General features: G+C 56.2%; 16 protein-coding genes. 12 read left to right on the top strand and 4 right to left on the bottom strand.

The genetic code is table 11. The annotated features are described in order from the left end of the window. The 6 genes from rpsF (at position 1) to AC2FIR_RS01125 (ending at position 3,750) form a co-directional block, all read left to right on the top strand. The gene (rpsF, locus tag AC2FIR_RS01150) at positions 1-354 is read left to right on the top strand and encodes a 30S ribosomal protein S6 (RefSeq protein ID WP_170610248.1); all 354 of its coding nucleotides are present in this window, start codon (positions 1-3) and stop codon (positions 352-354) included. A 27-nt stretch (positions 355-381) separates the two neighbouring features. Continuing rightward, a complete protein-coding gene (rpsR, locus tag AC2FIR_RS01145; RefSeq protein WP_005608650.1) occupies positions 382-609 on the top strand; it encodes a 30S ribosomal protein S18 in 228 nt (75 codons plus the stop codon). Positions 610-621: 12 nt separating this feature from the next. Next, positions 622-1,239, top strand: a complete 618-nt coding sequence (gene rplI, locus AC2FIR_RS01140) for a 50S ribosomal protein L9 (protein WP_170610246.1) — start codon at positions 622-624, stop codon at positions 1,237-1,239. A gap of 145 nt (positions 1,240-1,384) precedes the next feature. After that, positions 1,385-1,861, top strand: coding sequence for a lytic transglycosylase domain-containing protein (locus AC2FIR_RS01135; protein WP_170610244.1), 477 nt, complete (start codon positions 1,385-1,387; stop codon positions 1,859-1,861). A 226-nt stretch (positions 1,862-2,087) separates the two neighbouring features. After that, on the top strand, positions 2,088-2,789 hold the full coding sequence (locus tag AC2FIR_RS01130) for a helix-turn-helix transcriptional regulator (RefSeq protein WP_170610242.1): 702 nt from the start codon (positions 2,088-2,090) through the stop codon (positions 2,787-2,789). Between the two features lie 97 nt (positions 2,790-2,886). Beyond that, positions 2,887-3,750 carry an acyl-homoserine-lactone synthase gene (locus AC2FIR_RS01125; RefSeq protein WP_170619144.1) on the top strand — a complete coding sequence of 288 codons (864 nt, stop codon included), beginning with the start codon at positions 2,887-2,889 and terminating at the stop codon, positions 3,748-3,750. Positions 3,751-3,850: 100 nt separating this feature from the next. Here the strand turns inward: AC2FIR_RS01125 and tig are convergent, their stop codons facing one another. The 3 genes from tig to AC2FIR_RS01110 form a co-directional block, all read right to left on the bottom strand. Further along, entirely contained in the window at positions 3,851-5,182 is a 1,332-nt protein-coding gene (gene tig / locus AC2FIR_RS01120) for a trigger factor (protein WP_496715066.1), read from the bottom strand. 183 nt (positions 5,183-5,365) lie between these two features. Further along, positions 5,366-6,490, bottom strand: coding sequence for a porin (locus AC2FIR_RS01115; RefSeq protein WP_170676416.1), 1,125 nt, complete (start codon positions 6,488-6,490; stop codon positions 5,366-5,368). Positions 6,491-6,809: 319 nt separating this feature from the next. Further along, positions 6,810-8,345, bottom strand: a complete 1,536-nt coding sequence (locus AC2FIR_RS01110) for an NAD(P)H-hydrate dehydratase (RefSeq protein ID WP_496743717.1) — start codon at positions 8,343-8,345, stop codon at positions 6,810-6,812. A 167-nt stretch (positions 8,346-8,512) separates the two neighbouring features. Here AC2FIR_RS01110 and AC2FIR_RS01105 point away from each other — a divergent pair, with 167 nt between their 5' ends. From AC2FIR_RS01105 to AC2FIR_RS01085, 5 genes are all read left to right on the top strand, one after another. Next, positions 8,513-8,851, top strand: a complete 339-nt coding sequence (locus AC2FIR_RS01105) for a P-II family nitrogen regulator (RefSeq protein ID WP_480522527.1) — start codon at positions 8,513-8,515, stop codon at positions 8,849-8,851. 43 nt (positions 8,852-8,894) lie between these two features. Continuing rightward, complete coding sequence (gene glnA, locus AC2FIR_RS01100; protein WP_170610233.1) at positions 8,895-10,301, top strand: type I glutamate--ammonia ligase; 1,407 nt, start codon at positions 8,895-8,897, stop codon at positions 10,299-10,301. A gap of 132 nt (positions 10,302-10,433) precedes the next feature. Continuing rightward, positions 10,434-11,081, top strand: coding sequence for an MSMEG_1061 family FMN-dependent PPOX-type flavoprotein (locus AC2FIR_RS01095; protein WP_480811761.1), 648 nt, complete (start codon positions 10,434-10,436; stop codon positions 11,079-11,081). A 78-nt stretch (positions 11,082-11,159) separates the two neighbouring features. Beyond that, a complete protein-coding gene (locus AC2FIR_RS01090) occupies positions 11,160-11,954 on the top strand; it encodes a lytic murein transglycosylase (RefSeq protein WP_170676410.1) in 795 nt (264 codons plus the stop codon). Positions 11,955-12,153: 199 nt separating this feature from the next. After that, on the top strand, positions 12,154-13,068 hold the full coding sequence (locus AC2FIR_RS01085; RefSeq protein ID WP_496743715.1) for a hypothetical protein: 915 nt from the start codon (positions 12,154-12,156) through the stop codon (positions 13,066-13,068). A gap of 36 nt (positions 13,069-13,104) precedes the next feature. On the opposite strand, the gene AC2FIR_RS01080 is transcribed toward AC2FIR_RS01085, so the two are convergent. Then, positions 13,105-13,848, bottom strand: coding sequence for a heme-dependent oxidative N-demethylase family protein (locus tag AC2FIR_RS01080; protein WP_496743713.1), 744 nt, complete (start codon positions 13,846-13,848; stop codon positions 13,105-13,107). 123 nt (positions 13,849-13,971) lie between these two features. Between AC2FIR_RS01080 and dddP the strand changes: the two genes are divergently transcribed. After that, positions 13,972-15,315: a dimethylsulfonioproprionate lyase DddP gene (gene dddP, locus AC2FIR_RS01075; protein ID WP_170610223.1), complete on the top strand. Its 1,344-nt coding sequence runs from the start codon at positions 13,972-13,974 to the stop codon at positions 15,313-15,315. The last annotated feature ends 136 nt before the right edge of the window (positions 15,316-15,451 follow it).

The raw sequence follows: 15,451 nt of genomic DNA, 5'->3' as shown, positions 1-15,451 counted from the left end.
ATGCCACTGTATGAGCATGTAATGATCGCGCGTCAGGACCTGTCCAACGCGCAGGCGGAAAGCCTCGTCGAACATTTCGGCACCGTTCTGGCTGACAACGGCGGCAAGCTGGTTGATAGCGAGTACTGGGGCGTCAAGACGATGGCCTACAAGATCAACAAGAACCGCAAAGGCCACTATGCCTTCCTGAAGACAGACGCTCCTTCGGGCGCCGTTCAGGAAATGGAACGCCTGATGCGTCTGCACGAAGACGTCATGCGCGTTCTGACCATCAAGGTCGACGGCCACGAAGACGGCCCGTCGGTTCAGATGCAAAAGCGTGACGAGCGTGGCGACCGCCGCGAGCGCCGTTGATCAACGCCTGACGAAAGGACATAAACCATGGCCGCAAAACCATTTTTCCGCCGCCGCAAGGTCTGCCCGTTCTCGGGTGAGAACGCGCCGAAAATCGACTACAAGGACACCCGTCTGCTGCAGCGCTACATCTCTGAGCGTGGCAAGATCGTACCTTCGCGCATCACCGCCGTTTCTGCGAAAAAGCAGCGTGAACTGGCCCGTGCTATCAAGCGCGCGCGCTTCCTCGCCCTGCTGCCCTACGCCGTGAAGTAAGGAGAGACTGACATGCAAGTTATCCTTCTGGAACGCGTTGCGAAACTGGGTCAGATGGGCGACGTCGTTGACGTCAAACCCGGCTACGCCCGCAACTTCCTGCTGCCCCAGGGCAAGGCGCTGAGCGCATCGAGTGCCAACATCGCGTCGTTCGAAGCCCAGAAAGCGCAGCTTGAGGCACGCAACCTGGAAACCAAGAAAGAAGCTGAAGCACTGGCTGAAAAGCTGGACGGTCAGCAGTTCATCGTGATTCGCTCGGCATCGGATGCCGGCGCTCTCTACGGCTCGGTCACTCCGCGTGACGCCGCAGAGGCCGCAACCGAAGCAGGCTTCACTGTCGATAAGAAACAGGTCGTTCTGATTGCTCCGATCAAGGAACTGGGCCTGCACTCGCTCGCAGTCAAACTGCACCCCGAGGTCGAAGTCGAGATCAAGATGAACGTTGCACGTTCGGAAGAAGAAGCCGAACTGCAAGCCTCCGGTAAATCGATCCAGGAACTGGCTGCTGAAGAAGAAGCTGCCGCGGAATTCGAGATTGCCGAACTGTTCGACGACATCGGTTCTGCCGCTTCTGAAGACGAAGATCTGGCACCGGAAGCTTCGGCTGAAGAAGACGAAGCCAAAGCCTGATCCGACAGGAAATGACGAGAAAGAGGCTGCGTGCCATGCGCGGCCTCTTTTTTATTTCAGCAAGTTTTTGCTGCTCCAAAAAACCCAACCTTGCAGTCAGAATTTCGTTTCATATCATCGGCCCCTCCATTGTCGGAGCTATCTTATGACTTTGTTCCTTCGCCGCAGTGTGCTGGCTATTCTGATTGCAACGCCCATCGCCGCCTGTAGCGGCTCCAACCGGCCCTCAGACGAAGCATTTGATCCACCGCTTTATCCGAACGAGACCGCCGAACTGCGCGAATCGATCAACAAGTGGGCCGATCACTACGAACTGCCGCGCGAACTGGTACACAAGCTGGCGATCCGGGAAAGCACACATCGGCCATGGGCGGTCAACCGGCCGTATTACGGGTTGCTGCAAATCCTTCCCGCAACGGCACGCTCGATGGGGTATGACGGGAAAGCGCAAGGCTTGCTGGATGCAGACACCAATCTGGAATTCGCCGGAAAGTACCTAAGGGGGGCATGGTTGTTGTCCGATGGGGATCAGCAACGGGCGATTTTTCTGTACGCAAAGGGCTTCTATCCCGAAGCGAAAGCGCGAAAAATGCTGGTCGAAACGGGCCTGCGATCGGAATAAACCCCCTCAAAACGCCCCGAACTTCGCGTCAACCGGAGGTAATCCGGGATATTAAGTGCCGAAAAGGTATGTTTTTCCCCGTTCTGTTGCTTTAAGTACGCAATAAGCATACGCGGCTTGCACAAATGGCTTGCACAACACCCCAAGGTTGACGCAACGTATACACCGTGAAGGACGAAGACGGCATTTCTTTGGGGCTAGGAGTGTCACTGTAAGGGTTGGACCGGTGAAACTGATAGACTTGGCCGCAATCGACCATGAGGAAAAGTCGGCCTCAGACATCATCAATGCCGTCTGCGATGAGCTCGGCTTTGACTACGCTTCCTATGCAACCATGAACCCCATCAAAGGTGATGTGCAGGGTTATGCGAACTACCCTGACGAGTGGAAGATTCACTATGGCAGCCACGGCTATCACCATTTCGACCCCACGATTTATCAGTCAGTGCTTAGCATCGCGCCCGTTGACTGGGGGCGGTTTAACCATGACGAGAAATTCCATGCTGTCTTCCGCGATGCGAATGATTTCGGGATTACATCGCGCGGGCTGACTGTTCCGATCCGGGGGCCGTACGGCGAATGCGGAATGCTCAGTGTCACAAGGGATTGCTCGGACGCGGAATGGGAAAAGCTAAAGAAGCATGTGATGGGCGATCTTCAGATGGCCGCGGTTCACGCGCATGACACCGTTATGCAATCCGGTCTTTTGGCGAAAGCGTTGTACCTGCCGACCCTTTCGACCCGGGAAAAAGAGATCCTGCAATGGGTCGCCGAGGGTAAATCTCAGCAGGACATTGGCGATATTCTGTCCATTTCACACCGCACGGTAGAAGTGCACATGCGTTCGGGCCGCGAGAAACTCGGCGCGCTCACCACTCCGCAGGCCATCGGACGGGCCATCGGAATGGGCCTAATTGCCCCAGGTTAATCAAAAAAAAGACAAAATTACGGGAAACCCCCAATAGCCTTAAACCGATTCTTGGTTAAATTCTAAGACACGGTAACCAGACTGTAGGGGGATGGAAATGATCATCGTAATTGATGGTATGAACCAGCACAAATTCAAAGACGTATTGGACGACATGTTCAAGCTGCGGGCACGGGTTTTCGGGGATCGCCTTGGCTGGGATGTCAACATCAAAGATGGGCGCGAGCGCGATCACTTTGACGACCTACATCCTGCACATGTTGTCAGCATCAACGACGAAGGGGACGTCGTTGGGTGTATGCGACTGTTGCAGACGACCGGGCCACACATGCTGGCCGACGTCTTCAGCTCTATCCTGGATGGCGAGGCACCCATACGCAGTGCCCAGGTCTGGGAAGCGACGCGCTTCTGCGTCGACACCAAGAAACTCGGACGCGGACGCGGAAAGAACTCTGTATCCTACGTCACCAGCGAAGTCATGATCGGCTCGTTCGAATACGCACAGACAGCCGGAGTTCTGGACTCGATCGCAGTGATCGATCCAGTGATGAACCGGGTCCTGCAACGTTCAGGCAACGCGCCCTATGACTATGTCGGCACAGCCAAGCCCATGGGCAAGGTCGTCGCCATGGCCGCACTCATGGATTGCTCGGATGAACGGATTGCAGGAATTCGCAACTATGCCGGGATTGAGCATGATGTCTTCTTGACCGAAGAAGCGGCTCTGGATCTTTATGCCCATGGCAAGACCGAAGCAGCGCCACAGCAGCCGGTCGCTAACTTCGACCATCAGCCGCTTTCGCAACTGGAACGGTACTTTGTCGAACAGATGAACGCGGCCACGAGCAAGGCCGAAGTCGAAGATGTTCTGAAACTGATCGAAGAGCTTTCGGACCGATTTACGCCAGAGCAAAAGACCGCTCTGCTACGAACCCCCCGTGCTTTTGCTCATGAGGCCTGACCCCCTCACCTCATAAGTACAAAGCCACCCATGCGGAGCCGTCTAATTTCAGACGGCTCCGCTTTTTTGTGCCCCACGTTGCCGGGGGATTGGAAGAGGATTAATCCTCTTCCAGTGCCTCAACGGCTTTTTGCAGATCGTCCTTGCTGACTTCCTTGTCGGCAACCTGCGCCAGTTCAACGATGTAATCGATGACCTTGTCTTCGAAGATCGGCGCGCGCAGCTGCTGCTGCATCTGAGCGTTCTGCTGCACGAACTCAAAGAACTGACGTTCCTGACCCGGGTACTGACGGGCCTGGTTCATGATAGCTTGCGTCATTTCTGCGTCGGTGACTTCAACCTCGGCCTTCTGGCCCAGTTCGGCCAGCAGCAGGCCCAGGCGCACGCGGCGTTCTGCCAGTTTGTTGTGCTCGTCAGTGGGCTCAATCTCACCGTGGTCGTGGCCTTCCACTTCCGGGTTCTCTTCGTGCCACAGCTGGTGTGCGATCTGCTTGGCTTCAGCCTCAACCAGCGACGGCGGCAGGTCGAACGAGACTTTCTCGTCCAGCACATCAAGCAGAGCACGCTTCATGACAGCGCGCGAGGCACCGGCGTATTCGGCTTCCAGACGCTCAGCGATCTGGCCCTTCAAGGCAGCCAGGTCTTCGGCACCGAATTTGGTGGCCAGCTCGTCATTGATTTCTGCAGCGACTGGCTCTTTCACTTCTTTCACGGTGCAGGTGAAGACAGCGTCTTTACCGGCCAGATGCTCGGCACCGTATTCCGCAGGGAAAGTCACGTTGACGTCTTTTTCTTCCTCGGCCTTCACACCAACCAGCTGCTCTTCGAAGCCGGGGATGAAGCTGTTGGAACCCAGAACCAGCGGATAGTCTTCGGCGGAACCACCTTCGAACTCTTCGCCGTCAACCTTGCCCACAAAGTCGATCACAACCTGATCGCCATCTTTCGCTTTGGAACCCTTGCGGCGCGCTTTGAAGTCCTGCGCGGTTTCGGCCAGGTTGTTCAGCGCTTCTTCGACGGCTGCGTCGTCTGCTTTGACAATCAGCTTATCCAGTTCGACCGACTTCAGGTCTACTTCGGGGATCGCAGGCAGCGCCTCATAGGACATTGCGACCTCGACGTCGTCGCCTTCTTTCCAGTCCTCATTGGTCATTTTGACCTCGGGCTGCAGCGCAGGACGGTCGCCGCTGTCCTCAAAGTGCTTGTTCATCGCACCGTCGATGCTCTCCTGCATCGCTTCGCCCAACAGGCGCTGGCCGAACTGCTTTTTCAGCAGCGCCATCGGTACCTTGCCTTTGCGGAAACCTTTCATTTCGATTTCCGGCTGCGCTTCGGTCAACTTCTCATTGACCTTTTCGTCCAGCTCGGCTGCGGATACGACGATATTGTAGCCGCGTTTTAGACCTTCGTTCAGCGTCTCGGTAACCTGCATTATGGTAGTCCCCATAGGATTCGGGGCGCGCAAAACGGCGCGCCGGGCAAATTTGACGCCTTCTATTTGCCCAGCCGCCCGCGTGCAAGGGGGCAAAGCCCGGATCAGCTTTGTTTTGCCGCTGAATTGAACAAAAAAGCGCCCCGGAACGAACCGGAGCGCATGCTTGTCTCAGAAGCAGGATCAGAACCGCCAGCGCGCGCCCAGAACCCACGCTTCGTTTTTGTCGAAACTGATCGTGTCGTCGAAATCGTGGTTGCGGTACTTCAGATATGCGTCGGTGTTGATGCTGTCGAACCGTTGAACGATGGCAATACCCCAGGACTTGGTGCTTGAACCGCTGTTCTCAAAATCCGACCCGTCGAAATAGTCGATACCGACGCCGGTTTTGCCCCAGGACACCCAGTCTCCTTCATAAGCCAGCTTGGTGTACCAATAGTCCGGATCGCTTGCACCGGATGAGGTGTCATCGCGCGAACCAAGGGCAGCGGTAAAGCTGAACCCGCTGGGCAGCAGAACCGAGGCTGACCCGATCGTGTCTTTTCGCTCACCAGATGAGTTGTCAAAGTCGCGCACGGCGTAGGCGATGCTGGCGGCAAACTCGACGCCGTTGGAGAACGTATTGCCGTAGGAAACCGCGATGTCATAGTAGTCGTCGTCATCGCTGCTGGACAGGATGTTCTGACCATAGGCAATTGCCGCCGAGAACCCGTTGAAATCCGGCGTGTCATAGCGGATGCGCCCGCGACGCGCCCCGTCAAAGTTGCTGGACGAGTCGCCCACTGTAATTGTGCTCAGTGTGCCTGTGGGATCACGATAGAAGAACGCTCCGTTTTCATCGTTGGTGAACGAATACAAAGCGGTCCCGACATAAGACAGATCAACTTCTGCGGCCCCATCTGATGCCATGCTGCCCTGACCAGCCGAGAACTTTCCGTACCCCCCCTTAAGCGAGAAATCGACGTGGCGAATGTCTTCGCGCGACCATCCGTTGTTGTTGGTGCCGAACTGGTTGGCCGTCCCTGTGCTGGGCAAGCCCAGGCCGGTTTCCAACCAGAACATGAACTCGTTGCTGCCATAAGGCTGCATCAACCGCAGACCGACCCGGCTGTTGGACAGGTCGTTGTCCAGAACACGTGTCTCGGTATCCTGGCCGTCGTCCACCGAAACAAGAGCGGGGTGGAACTGTCCGTATAGATGCACATATCCGCCGCTGTTATTTTCATATTTCAACTCAGCAGCAGCTGGTATCGCGCCTGTTGCCGCCAAAATCGCGGCTATTGATGAGTTTCTGAGAATCTTAGTCATATCTGTCACCATGATGGGGTTCTGGTTTCACGTCCCGCCCATTTGTTCACGAAAATCTGAGGTTCCAATAGCCGGCATTTCAGACAGTAGAAGCATTGCATATTAGCCACATCGAGAGCCCAAGGCAGAGATTTATACTCAATAATTTCAACCGCTTAAATCTGACTTTCAGCAGTCAAAGGTAGTCTGCAAGAAAATTCTGCCAATCAGCCATGCAACTGGCAAACACTTGCTGTGCATTTTCGTCAACGCCGCTGGCAAAATTACGCCGATCAGCCAGCTTTTCGGCGACCCACCGCGCAGACAATCAAACATTCAACTATTTCAAAACATTTGGCAACTGCTCGGGCAGGTCCTCGGCAATCAGTCCGGGGCCAAATTGCCGCGCACATTTCACATGCAACCACGCAGCAGTTTCGGCGGCCTGCATCGGCCCAAGCCCTCGCGCCATCAATCCGGTGATGAAGCCTGCAAGAACATCTCCGGCCCCCGCCGTGGCCAACCATGGCGCCGATCGGTCATAAAACGCCGAGTTTATGGAACACCACCCGTGCGGCGCCGCAATCACAGTATCCGGCCCCTTGAACAGAACCACGCATCCTGCGCGCTCGGCAGCGGCACGGGTTGCGTCCACCTTGGAGTATGCCGGGCCTTTGTCGGGAACTTCTTCCAACTTCTGTGCAATATCCGGAAACAGCCGGGCAAACTCGCCCCCGTGTGGTGTCAGCACGCAGTTCTCATGTAGATGATCGAACAATGCCTTGGGGTCCTCTGCAAACGCCGTCAACGCATCTGCATCCAGCACGGTTGAGCGTCCTGCCAACAGTGCCGCCGGCACCAAGTCACGGGCACGATCCAGCCCCATTCCCGGACCAAGGCACAATGCATTCAGTCGCCCGTCCTTCAGCACCCGGGAAAGCTCGTCAGCCCCTTCAGCCAGTCGCAACATGACAGCGGTGACCTGCGCGGCAACTTCCAACTGCGCGGCCGGGGGCACACCAATTGTCACCAGCCCTGCCCCAATCCGCAACGCGCCCCGCGCGGCCAACCGCGCAGCGCCGGTTTTGCCCGGTCCGCCGGAAAGGATCAGGGCGTGGCCATAAGAGTATTTGTGATCCTTCGGTTCCTTCGAGACCCGAAAACTCTTTTCCGAAACCAGCTTAACAACTCGATTGTCTTTTTCTCGCTCAAGGCCGATCGACTTTGTCCGAACCACACCGCAATTGGCGGGGCCTTCGCCGATCATGTGACCAACCTTCATGTCGTGAAAAGTTACGGTGAGATCCGCTTGGATCACATTTCCCAGCACGCGCCCACTGTCGGCGCACAAGCCGCTGGGAATATCGATTGCAACCACCCGCAAGCCGCGTCCTGACGACAGGTCCCTTACCCGCTCATTTGCCAACAAGGAGAAGCCGCCCTGAAACGGTCGCGTCAGCCCGGTTCCGAACAATCCATCAATTACCAGGTCTAGGTCTGAAGGGAAATTGAGATTGTCATCTGCAAGCGTATCGATCTTTCGGACACTGACGTCGGACTTGCCTTGGCACCGCTCAAAGTTTCTTCGTGCGTCAGGCGGGAGTTTTGCGGCGTCGCCGTACAGAAACACCTCAACCTCCCAGCCCCACTCTTTCAACAACCGGGCAACGACAAACCCGTCACCACCATTGTTTCCCGGCCCGCACAGCACCAATGCGCGACCGGACGTTTTTGCCAGCTCGGGCCATTCCTCAAAAATCGCCTCAACAACGCCCTGCCCGGCGCGTTCCATGAGTTCCAGACCGGTAACCTTGCCCGATTCAATCGCAGCCAGTTCAATCGCCCGCATCTGCGCCGCCGTCAGCAAATCCGTCATCTCATCTCCCGCGCGATTCAATTTCGATTACATTTTGTGCAACTCGATGAAAATTTCACCGCTCGCTGAAATTCTACGCACAAGCAACCGGTCCGTTTCGCAATCAGATTGCCCAGCGATCTTAGACGTGATCACTGCCAACCTGACAAGCAGATTAGGAGGCCGGGATGAAGAAGATCGAAGCGATCATCAAACCGTTCAAACTGGACGAAGTGAAAGAGGCGCTGCAGGACGTTGGCGTCCAGGGCCTCAGTGTCATCGAGGTTAAAGGGTTCGGCCGTCAGAAGGGCCATACCGAACTCTACCGCGGCGCGGAATATGTGGTCGACTTTCTGCCGAAGGTAAAAGTCGAGGTGGTGCTGGACGACGATCAGGTCGACGCGGCCATCGAAGCCATCGTGGATGCCGCCAAAACCGATAAGATCGGCGACGGCAAGATCTTTGTCTCGCCCGTCGAACAAGCCATCCGCATCCGTACCGGCGAGACCGGCTCGGAAGCCCTGTAAATCAACCGAATATCCTGACATATCTATCAGAAGGACTAAGGGAATGAGCGCAGAAGCAGTTCTCAAAACTCTCCGCGAAGAAGACGTCGCCTACGTCGACATCCGCTTCACCGACGTGCGGGGCAAGTTGCAGCACGTGACCGTCGATGTGGATCTGGTCGATGAAGACTTCCTGGAAGAAGGCTTTATGTTCGACGGCTCCTCGATTGCTGGCTGGAAGTCGATCGAAAACTCGGACATGAAACTGATCGCCGACACTGAATCGGCCTATATCGATCCGTTCTACGCCGAAAAAACGCTGTGCCTGCACTGCTCGATCGTTGAACCTGACACCGGCGAAGCTTATGGCCGCGACCCGCGCGGCACCGCACAGAAGGCCGAAGCCTATCTGAAAGCCAGCGGTGTTGGTGACGTGGCCTATATGGGCCCCGAAGCCGAATTCTTCCTGTTCGATGATGTCCGTTATTCCAATACAATGAATAAGGTATCGTTCGAAGTTGATGCAACCGACGCGGCCTGGAACACTGATACCGAATACGAAATGGGCAACATGGGCCACCGTCCGGGCGTCAAGGGCGGTTACTTCCCGGTGAACCCGATCGACGAGGCGCAGGACCTGCGTTCGGAAATGCTGTCGACCATGAAGCGTCTGGGCATGAAGGTCGACAAGCACCATCACGAAGTTGCCTCGTGCCAGCACGAACTGGGTCTGATCTTCAACAGCCTGACCAAACAGGCGGACGAGCTGCAGAAGTACAAGTACGTCATTCACAACGTGGCACATGCCTATGGCAAGTCGGCAACTTTCATGCCCAAGCCCATCTATGGCGACAACGGCACCGGCATGCACGTGAACATGTCGATCTGGAAAGAAGGCAAGCCGCTGTTCGCAGGCGACAAATACGCCGACTTGTCAGACGAAGCCCTGTGGTACATCGGCGGTATTCTGAAACACGCCAAGACCCTGAATGCTTTCACCAACCCGTCGACCAACAGCTACAAGCGTCTGATCCCGGGCTTTGAGGCACCTGTTCTGCGCGCCTATTCGGCACGCAACCGTTCGGGCTGCATCCGTATTCCATGGACCGAAAGCCCGAAAGCCAAGCGCGTCGAGGCCCGCTTCCCCGATCCGGCTGCAAACCCCTACCTGGCGTTTGCCGCGCTGCTCATGGCCGGTCTGGACGGCATCAAGAACAAGATCGATCCGGGCGAAGCCATGGACAAGAACCTGTACGATCTGCCTGCCGAAGAACTGGCCGACATCCCGACCGTTTGCGGCTCGCTGCGCGAAGCTCTGGAATCTCTGGCATCCGATCATGACTTCCTGCTGCAGGGCGACGTGTTCACCAAAGACCAGATCGACGGCTACATCGCGCTGAAGATGGAAGAGGTCGAAACCTACGAGCACACGCCGCATCCGGTTGAATACGGCATGTACTACAGCTGCTGATCAGGAACTTTCGACGAAAATTCTCGCAAAGGGGGCGTCCATCGGGCGCCCCTTTTCTTGTCGCCGCACTGGATTTGACGGATTGCGAGTGATCTTTCACACTCGGGCCACAGATCCCAGCGGAGAAATCTCATGCCCGCCAGTGACGCGCCTTTTTCACCTTATTCGCATTTCATTACGTCTGCGGACGAACTGGAACAGATTACCGGTGCGCCCCTGCCGCAGATTGTTGCCAAGGAAATACCGGCATTGGATCAGATGTGCCGCGATTTCATCGGCACCTCACCGTTTTGCCTGATCGCGTCGGCCAATCCCGACGGTCACCTTGATATCTCGCCCCGCGGCGATCCCGCGGGGTTTGTCGAAATCCTGTCTGACACTCTGATCGCTATCCCGGATCGCCCCGGCAACAAGCGAGTGGATACGTTTCATAACATCCTGCATGACCCACGCGTGAGTGTGATCTTTCTGGTCCCCGGGAAAATGGAAACATTGCGATTGCGCGGCACGGCCCGGCTTTGCGCCGATCCGGATTTGCTGAGCGGTATGACCATGAGCGGCAAAGCACCAAAGCTGGCACTACTGATCCATATCCAGACGATTTTTGCCCATTGCCCAAAGTGCATCGTCCGCTCTCACCTTTGGCAACCCGAAGAATGGCCGGATTCATCTCATCTACCCAATATGAACGCGATGATGGTCAAACACGCCAGAATCGACGCCACGCCGGAACAGTGGTTTGAAAGCCTCAAAGAGGCCGGAGAACTGGACCTTTACTGACCCGTCCCGGGATTTCGTTTGCCATTTCCCGCATGGCGCGTACGCTGCCCCAGAGTTTCAAGTTATTGGATAGGTTTCATGCTTCGACTTGCAACGGCGATATTCTGTGCCTTGTCCCTGCCGTCCCTGGCACTCTCCGCGCCTTGCGGCAACACCGGCAGCGGGTTTGAGGTATGGAAGGCAGATTTCGCCAAACAGGCGCGGCGCGCGGGTGTAAAAAAGAAAGGGCTGCAGGCACTGGCCCAGACGCAATACGCCACGCGAACAATTTCAGCAGATCGTAACCAGAAAAGTTTCAAATACTCGCTGGACAAGTTCATGCAGGTGCGCGGCGCCGACACGATTGTCGCGCAGGGACGCAAGCGAAAGTCCCGCAACCCGCAGTTTTACGCCGCGCTTGAACGGCAATACGGCGTACCTGCCGGTGTTCTGATCGCCATTCACGGCATGGAAACAGGGTTTGGAAACTTCATGGGCGACAGCCAGGTTGTTTCCGCAATAACGACACTGGCCTATGATTGTCGCCGTTCCGAATTCTTCATTCCGCACGCAATCGGGGCATTGAAACTGGTGGATCAGGGCAGCGTCACGATGGCGACAAAAGGGGCAAAACATGGCGAGCTGGGCCACACGCAGTTCCTGCCGGGGAATGCCCTGACCTATGGTGTCGATGCGACGGGTGACGGTCGGGTGGACTTTTACAACATGACCGATGCCCTGGCTTCGACCGCGAATTTTCTTCGCAAGAAAGGGTGGAAACCCGGCCGGGGCTATCAGAAAGGGCAGCCCAATTTTGCGGTTATCCAGCAGTGGAATGCCGCCTCGGTCTATCAGCAATCCATAGCAATCATGGGGCAGCGAATCGACCAATAGGCGAAACAAGGTTCCAACACAGGCGATCCCAACTTTGGCCACATTGTCGCCACAGATGCCCGAATTTTCCCCTAGTCTCTTGGTTTCCAAAGCGTAATCAATCCCTCGAAAATTGATTTTTTTTGCATTTTCGTCAAATTCTCCCCCAGATCACCCGCTAGTCTGCGGTCTCAGACAGAAAGCGACAAAGGAATGCGCGGTGAGTCGGAAGCACAGTTATCATGGCGGTCTGCAATTTGACGGTGAGACCAAGGGCGCGATCGAACGCTTTGGCAATATCGTCGCGGCGACGCTGGAAGACTATGGTCATCTGATCGAGCGAAAGTCGCTGCTCAGCGGCACCGAGGCCAGCATCGTCTCAAGCCAGTATTTGGTTCGTCTGACACTGGATACGGAATTGAACGGGGTCGACGACCGTTTCGACCGGCTGGACCGCACTGCGGGCCTCAAAACGATACCCAGACCGCCGGTAACACGACCAAAGAACCGTCTGGTCATTTCGGTCTCACCGGTGTCAGCTTTGCTGGATGACAGCGAAATTTCCGAGCTTATGCTGGTTGTGATCCTGTATCGCATGGTCGACATCTGCTCGACCCAGCGCGTGGAGTGGCTTTCGCCCAACGCGGTTTTGACCATCGAACAGTTCATGAGCGCGTTTGACACGCTAATGCCAAGCAAACCCAGGGACAGAAAACAGATATTTCAGTCCGTAACCGGCCCGTTTGCAGGCGTCAGCACCTCGAATACCGCAGATCATTACCAGCCGGAAGCCGCGATACCGAAACCGAACGCAAGGCCGATCCAGTTGTCGGACGATCAATTGCTGAGCATCGCGTTCAGAACAGATCAGACGGATCAACAGGCCCACGCACCGATTGAACCGACCACCGACGAGAATGAAAAGCCCAGCGACATCCTGCGTCTGACAAGTTGGGGCCTGACCGGGGCCGTGGCCAGCATGTCGGCACCGATCGCGCTTTCTCTGGCGGCCGTGAACCTGATCCGGGGCGAGGATTTCCGCCTCAATACTCAGGTTCTGGCTTTTACGGTCGCGATCGTGACCCTTAATACCAGCGGCGCATTTGCAGGTGTTGCCGGTGCGCTAGGACTATGAAGCTTTACTAGAAGACCCTCCTAGGAGGCCCCGCCATCAGGCGGGGTTTTCCATTTCCAGCACCCTGTCAGCCGCCAGAACATAAGTGTGGATCGAGAAAACAACGGCGCGCGTTTGGGGCAGTCTTAGAATGGTCTGACGCTCGCTGCGCAGAAAAGGCGTGTTTCCCGGATCCCGGATTTTCCGCGGTTCGCTGGTACTGCGGGGCTGAAACAGCTCGGCGTCATCGTACCACAGCGCGTTAAAGCGCCAGAGTGGCCGATCCGGCTGAATCCCGTCAAACAGACGCTGAACCCGCCTGGCGACGTTTTCATCATAACTGTTGACGGTATGATGAATATCGATCAGCGGACGCATGAATTTCTCGGAAAGACGCCAACTGGCTGGGAAACACAGGATCGCGCCGGTCAGAACATGTTCGCCGCCCTGTTTCTGCAGAATGCAAAAATCTTCCTGAACAAGCCGACACAAAGTATCCAGTGGCTGTGCGCGGTCAATGCCCACTTCTGCCCCGTCAGACCGGATCACATGATCGGAGGCTTCGGGATAAACCTGCCGCAACACCATATCCAGCAATTCTTGCGCAGCCGGTTCTGCACCGGGATCCAGTGCCAGAACATCATCGCGTCGTTCTGCCAACAAATCCTCGCGCCTGCGCATCTGGGCTGCAAACGCTTCGTCGCGATTCAACCAGTCTTCGGGGCGTGCGGGTTGAATCCCCGGCAGCGGTTTCGCAGCCAGCGGGTTATAGGGAATGTGTTGTTGCAGTATTTCAGTCATGGCCTAGGGCTATCACCGTATTTTGGTATTGTCGGTCCAAAAGCGACTGAACATGGGTCGCAAACTACTAAGACGGCATGGGACGGTACGACCATCTTTGCCGGGCCAAAAGGGAGCGAAGCCATGAATCAGCATTACCGGGACACCCGCAAGATCGACCCGACCAAGGGGGCAACGCTGGGTGACGGTACGCCAAACGAAAACGACCGCATAGAAATCGGCCCAACCCAATTGGCGTTTGCAGAATGGGAACAAGCGGGTCTGGTTCTTCCCGATCTGGCCCGGATGCGGGAATATCGGTGGAAACGGCTGACCCAATCTATCGTTGATCGCGGATACGGCGGGTTGCTGATGTTCGATCCGCTGAACATCCGATACGCCACCGACAGCACCAACATGCAGCTGTGGAACACACATAACCCATTTCGCGCGGTTCTCTTATGCGCCGATGGCTATATGGTGATCTGGGACTACAAGAACTCTCCCTTCCTGTCCAAGTTCAATCCATTGGTGCGGGAACAGCGGTCGGGCGCTGATCTGTTTTATTTCGACCGCGGTGACAAGGTGGACGTGGCCGCCGATGTTTTCTCAAACGAGGTGCGCCTTCTGATCGACGAACACAGCGGCGGCAACAAACGACTGGCAGTGGACAAGATCATGCTGCACGGGCTGCGCGCACTTGAGGCGCAGGGATTTGAGATCATGGAAGGCGAAGAGGTCACCGAAAAGACCCGCGCTATCAAAGGTCCCGACGAAATCCTCGCCATGCGCTGCGCCAATCACGCCTGTGAAACCGCTGTTGGCGAGATGGAAAAGTTCGCCCGCGCCAATGTTGGTGACGGCAAGACCTCGGAAGATGATGTCTGGGCTGTCTTGCACGCCGAAAACATCCGGCGCGGCGGCGAATGGATTGAAACGCGCCTGCTTGCCTCGGGCCAGCGAACAAACCCCTGGTTTCAGGAATGTGGCCCCCGGATTACCCGGAAGAACGAAATTATTGCCTTTGACACGGACCTGATCGGTTCCTACGGGATCTGCATCGACATTTCCCGTACCTGGTGGATCGGCGACGAAAAGCCGCGCGCCGACATGATCTATGCCATGCAGCACGCGCATGAGCATATCATGACCAACATGGAAATGCTGAAGCCCGGCGTCACGATCCCCGAATTGACGGCCAATGCTCATAGGCTGGACGACAAGTTCCAGGCCCAGAAATACGGCTGCCTGATGCATGGCGTGGGCCTGTGCGATGAATGGCCTCTGGTTGCCTATCCGGATCAGGCGGTTGCGGGTGCCTACGACTACCCGCTTGAACCGGGCATGGTTCTGTGTGTCGAGGCAGCGGTCGGAGAAGTCGGCGGCGACTTTTCGATCAAGCTTGAGGATCAGGTTCTGATCACCGAGGACGGATATGAGAACCTGACGAAATATCCCTTTGATCCAGCCCTGATGGGTTTGGCTTAGGTCACCTTCCAACCAGACCGCGTCACCTGGCATTCTGCGAGAGGTTCTGCCTCTCGTGCCTTCACAGATGCTTTTGGCATAAGAAGAACTAGGGAATTCCTGTCACCTCCGCGTGAGGCACATGTCAGGCGGGTTG

It is taken from the genome of Ruegeria sp. CDSB136 (assembly GCF_059610965.1).
The sequence above is the reverse complement of the archived record's forward strand: the minus strand, read 5'-3'. Positions and strand labels throughout refer to the sequence as shown.

Excerpts from the sequence above, each read along its gene's own strand:
- AC2FIR_RS01110 (WP_496743717.1), bottom strand. The coding sequence starts at position 8,345 with ATGACGGATTTGCTGACGGCGGCGCAGATGCGGGCGATTGAACTGGCT.
- glnA (WP_170610233.1), top strand. The coding sequence starts at position 8,895 with ATGAGCGCAGAAGCAGTTCTCAAAACTCTCCGCGAAGAAGACGTCGCC.
- AC2FIR_RS01090 (WP_170676410.1), top strand. The coding sequence starts at position 11,160 with ATGCTTCGACTTGCAACGGCGATATTCTGTGCCTTGTCCCTGCCGTCC.
- AC2FIR_RS01115 (WP_170676416.1), bottom strand. The coding sequence starts at position 6,490 with ATGACTAAGATTCTCAGAAACTCATCAATAGCCGCGATTTTGGCGGCA.
- AC2FIR_RS01095 (WP_480811761.1), top strand. The coding sequence starts at position 10,434 with ATGCCCGCCAGTGACGCGCCTTTTTCACCTTATTCGCATTTCATTACG.
- tig (WP_496715066.1), bottom strand. The coding sequence starts at position 5,182 with ATGCAGGTTACCGAGACGCTGAACGAAGGTCTAAAACGCGGCTACAAT.
- rplI (WP_170610246.1), top strand. The coding sequence starts at position 622 with ATGCAAGTTATCCTTCTGGAACGCGTTGCGAAACTGGGTCAGATGGGC.
- AC2FIR_RS01105 (WP_480522527.1), top strand. The coding sequence starts at position 8,513 with ATGAAGAAGATCGAAGCGATCATCAAACCGTTCAAACTGGACGAAGTG.
- AC2FIR_RS01135 (WP_170610244.1), top strand. The coding sequence starts at position 1,385 with ATGACTTTGTTCCTTCGCCGCAGTGTGCTGGCTATTCTGATTGCAACG.
- AC2FIR_RS01080 (WP_496743713.1), bottom strand. The coding sequence starts at position 13,848 with ATGACTGAAATACTGCAACAACACATTCCCTATAACCCGCTGGCTGCG.
- dddP (WP_170610223.1), top strand. The coding sequence starts at position 13,972 with ATGAATCAGCATTACCGGGACACCCGCAAGATCGACCCGACCAAGGGG.
- rpsF (WP_170610248.1), top strand. The coding sequence starts at position 1 with ATGCCACTGTATGAGCATGTAATGATCGCGCGTCAGGACCTGTCCAAC.
- rpsR (WP_005608650.1), top strand. The coding sequence starts at position 382 with ATGGCCGCAAAACCATTTTTCCGCCGCCGCAAGGTCTGCCCGTTCTCG.
- AC2FIR_RS01125 (WP_170619144.1), top strand. The coding sequence starts at position 2,887 with ATGATCATCGTAATTGATGGTATGAACCAGCACAAATTCAAAGACGTA.